The organism is Deinococcus sp. (genome assembly GCF_030523985.1).
In the GTDB taxonomy this organism is placed as follows: domain Bacteria; phylum Deinococcota; class Deinococci; order Deinococcales; family Deinococcaceae; genus Deinococcus.
This window is the reverse complement of sequence record NZ_JAUNHK010000118.1, coordinates 3535-7010: the sequence shown is the minus strand read 5'-3', so window position 1 is coordinate 7010 and position 3476 is coordinate 3535. Positions and strand designations below refer to the sequence as shown.

The following is a 3476-nucleotide window of genomic DNA, read 5'->3' as shown; positions in this document are numbered from 1 at the left end:
CCCGGTGCGGCTGTCGAGGTTGCCGGTCGGTTCGTCGGCCAGCAGCACTTCGGGGTCGCGGGCCAGGGCGCGGGCGATGGCGACCCGCTGCGCCTCGCCGCCCGAAAGCTGGTTGGGATAGTGGTCGGCGCGGGCCAGCAGCCCCACCCGGTCGAGCAGGTGCCGCGCCCGCTCACGCCGTTCCTGCCGGGGCACGCCTGCCAAGGTCAGTGGAAACTCGACATTTTCCTGTGCCGAGAGGATGCCCACCAGGTTGTGGTTTTGGAACACGAAGCCGTAGTGCGCCAGCCGAAAGTCGGCCCGCTCGGGTTCGCTCAGGGCGTGCAGGTCGGTGTCGCCCACCCAGACCCGGCCCGAGGTCGGTGTATCGAACCCGGCCAGCAGGTTGAGCAGGGTGCTTTTGCCGCTGCCCGACGGCCCCACCACCGCCGTCAGACCCGGCGCGAAGACATGCGAGAAAGGCGCGAGCGCCAGCACCACGCCGTCGCCGCTGGGGTACTGACGGGTCAGGGCTTCGGCACGCAGGGAAAGGGGAGAAGAGGTCATGGGCTTGCCCGGAGACTAGCGCGGGCGCGTTTCAGGGGCCCCGCGTCAACTCGCGCAGGCGGGCAATCAGCGGGCGCAGCCGCTCACGCCGCAGCTTCAGGGCGGCCCGGTTGACGATTAGGCGGGCCGAGGAATGAAACAGCACCTCGACCTCCTCCAGGTTGTTGGCCCGCAGTGTGCCGCCTGTCTGCACCAGGTCGATGACCGCGTCCGCCAGGCCCGTCAGCGCCGCCAGTTCAATGTTGCCGCTCAGTTTGATGACTTCGGCAGGCAGACCGCGCTCCTGCAGGTAGGTGCGGGCCGCGTGGGGGTACTTGGTGCCCACCCGCCGAATCGGGCCACTGCTGCCGACTTCCCGAATCAGCGACAGGCGGCAGGCGGCAAAGCGCAGATCAACCGGTTCATAGACCGAGCGCCCCGATTCCAGCAGCACGTCCTTGCCCACGATGCCCGCGTCGGCCACGCCCAAATCCACGTAGACCGGAACGTCCTGATTGCGCAGTTCCAGCACCGTCACACCGGGAAATTCGTGGCGCAGGGCGCGGCTTTCCCCGGGATGGGTCAGCGGCAGGCCCGCCGCCGCGAGCAGGTCAATAGCGTCGTGCAGAATGCGGCCCTTGGGCAGCGCGAGGGTCAGGTGGTCGGGACGGCGTTCGGGTAGGGGCGTCATAGGCTGGCCTCCGGGTTGGCGGGGGTGACGTCTTGCAGGTCGCTGCCCTGCACCCAGCGGCGCACACCGCGTGCCTCGGCGCTGCGGCGCAGTTCCTCGTGGTCGTCTGTCCAGGCGAGTTCGGCACGCAGACCTGCGGCGCGGGCGGCGGCGGCGGCGGCGAAATCCAGCGCCAGCACCGTTTCGGGCTGCGGCGGAATCCCGGCGGGCAGCGCCGAGGCGAGGCGTTCCAGGCCCAGCGCGAATCCGGCCCCTGGCACCCCCCCCGGCAGCGCGTAGCGGCCCCCGCCCAGCACGGCCTGATTCAGTCCCGGTGCGTAGGCCCGGAAGGTCAGCCCGGTGTAGTACCCGTAGCGGCGGCTGACGCCCAGGTCGAACAGAAGTTCCAGCCCCGCCGCCTGCGCCGCCTCATGCACCCCGCGCAGATGCTTCACGGCTTCCCGCGCCCGCCCGCCCCGTGCCAGGGTGTCGGCCTCGTTCAGCACTTCGGGGCCGCCGTACAGTTCGGTCAGGGTATGCAGAATCCGTGTGGTGCTGTGGCCCAGGCCCGCCCGCTCGGCCAGCAGGTCAAGGTCGGCCCCGCTCTTGCGGTCGATGGCGTCGTGCAGGGCGTCCCGTGCCGGGGCAGGCAGTCCGGCGTCTTCCAAAATGGCGTCCACGAAACCCGGAAACCCGACTTCGAGTTGCGCCTGCACACCGACTTCGCGCAGCGCGGCGTCGGCCAGGGCCAGCAGTTCGGTGTCGGCGCGCACTCCTGTCACGCCGACCAGTTCGGCCCCCACCTGACTGAATTCGCGTAGGCGACCCAGTTCGCTGGTCTGGGTTCGCAGCCACAGCCGCCCGCCGTATTGCAGCCGCAGCGGAAAGGGGCCAGTCGGGAAATGGGTCTGCACCAAACGGCCCAGCGCGGTGGTGTATTCCGAGCGCAGCGCCAGCACCTCCCCGCCACTGTCGATCAGTTTGAAGGCCTGCTGGCTCTGCGGGTGGGCGGGGTCGGCGTATTCCAGCGCGGGCAGCTCGACGCCCCGGTAGCCCCAGGCCGCCAGCAACTGCGTCAGGCGCGAACGCAGATGCTCGCGCTGCTCCCACTCGTCCGGCAGCACGTCACGGACACCGACGGGCAGGGCCACAGCAGGGCGCACGGGCGCGGGGGCCACAGGATGTTCTCCAGCAACGACACTCACGCGGCGCATTGTAGGCGTGCTTTGTCAGGCGGGGGAAAGAGGGGTCTAGCGCAGGCGGGCCTCTTCACGGCTCAGCGGCTCTCCGCGCCGACGTTCAGGTTGGCGGCCACGGCCTCGACCATCTTTTTCTGGCTGTCCTGCACCTCGACCTCGACCCGCTTGCCACTTTCGAGGTCCATCACGAAGTGGTCGCCGTCGAGCCGCACCCGCGAAAGAATCTGCTCTTCGCCGCTTTCGCGCACGCTGGCCCGCAGTTCGACGTACTGGCGCAGCGGCGTGCGAATCACCTTGGGGGCCAGCACTTCTTCCACCTGAAAGATGCCGCCCGAGTTGTTCATGGTCACGTCAATCCGCACTGGCTTGTCCCGCCCGCGCCGAATCACCACCTGATCCACCGCCAGGGCACTGATGGAGTGGATGTCCACGCTGCCGAGCGCGAAGGCCTTGCGCCCGCGCCCCTTGGTGATGTCGGTGCCGTCGGCCACCGCCGTAATGCCGCCCTCGATGGTCAGCGGCGAGGGGTTGAGGTCGTGGCAGTTGATGGACGCCAGGATGAAGGCGCGAATCTTGGTGCGCTTGAAGGGGTCTTCGTAGATGTCGCCCAGAATCCGGTCGAGGATGGGCAGCGCCAGCGTCACCCCGAAAGCCTCATGAGAAACGCGGTGAATCTGGTTGCCGATGTCGTGCAGCATGGTGCCGAGGATGACCGTCAGAAACACGTCGTCCTCATCGCCCACGCCGCTTTCGATGATGTCGGGCTTGACCCCGGCTTCGAGGAGCAGCTCGGTAATCGCCATGCTCGCCGCCCCGGTGATGAAGGCGTGGACGCGCCCGTGGTCGTTGTAGCCGAGTTTGCGCATGGTGACATAGTTCGCCATGTCCCAGTGGGCCAGGGCCTCGGGGTCGCCGCGCAGGGCGTTGTAGGCGCTGAGGGCACGCGGATAGTTCGCCAGGTCGCCCTGAATCGCCAGATTCGCTTCGTCGATCAGTTTGGCGCGGGGGGTGGCGTAGGTGACCCCTTCGGCGGGAGCGACACTGGTGCGGCTCCCGATGTCCTGAACGTTGCCGTCGGCCAC

The 3476-nt window shown here is 68.6% G+C and carries 4 protein-coding genes; all 4 read right to left on the bottom strand.

The window, feature by feature from the left end:
* A partial coding sequence (locus Q4C89_RS13045; protein WP_303103057.1) for an ABC transporter ATP-binding protein occupies positions 1 to 546 on the bottom strand: 546 nt, incomplete at its 3' end.
* A gap of 31 nt (positions 547 to 577) precedes the next feature.
* On the bottom strand, positions 578 to 1216 hold the full coding sequence (gene hisG, locus Q4C89_RS13040; protein ID WP_303103056.1) for an ATP phosphoribosyltransferase: 639 nt from the start codon (positions 1214 to 1216) through the stop codon (positions 578 to 580).
* On the bottom strand, positions 1213 to 2409 hold the full coding sequence (gene hisZ / locus Q4C89_RS13035) for an ATP phosphoribosyltransferase regulatory subunit (RefSeq protein WP_303103055.1): 1197 nt from the start codon (positions 2407 to 2409) through the stop codon (positions 1213 to 1215). Before hisZ ends, hisG begins: the two co-directional genes overlap by 4 nt.
* A gap of 62 nt (positions 2410 to 2471) precedes the next feature.
* Positions 2472 to 3476: a phosphohydrolase gene (locus Q4C89_RS13030; protein WP_303103054.1), complete on the bottom strand. Its 1005-nt coding sequence runs from the start codon at positions 3474 to 3476 to the stop codon at positions 2472 to 2474.

Bases quoted from the DNA above. Each gene is read 5' to 3' on its own strand.
- hisG (WP_303103056.1), bottom strand. From the start codon at position 1,216: ATGACGCCCCTACCCGAACGCCGTCCCGACCACCTGACCCTCGCGCTG.
- hisZ (WP_303103055.1), bottom strand. From the start codon at position 2,409: ATGCGCCGCGTGAGTGTCGTTGCTGGAGAACATCCTGTGGCCCCCGCG.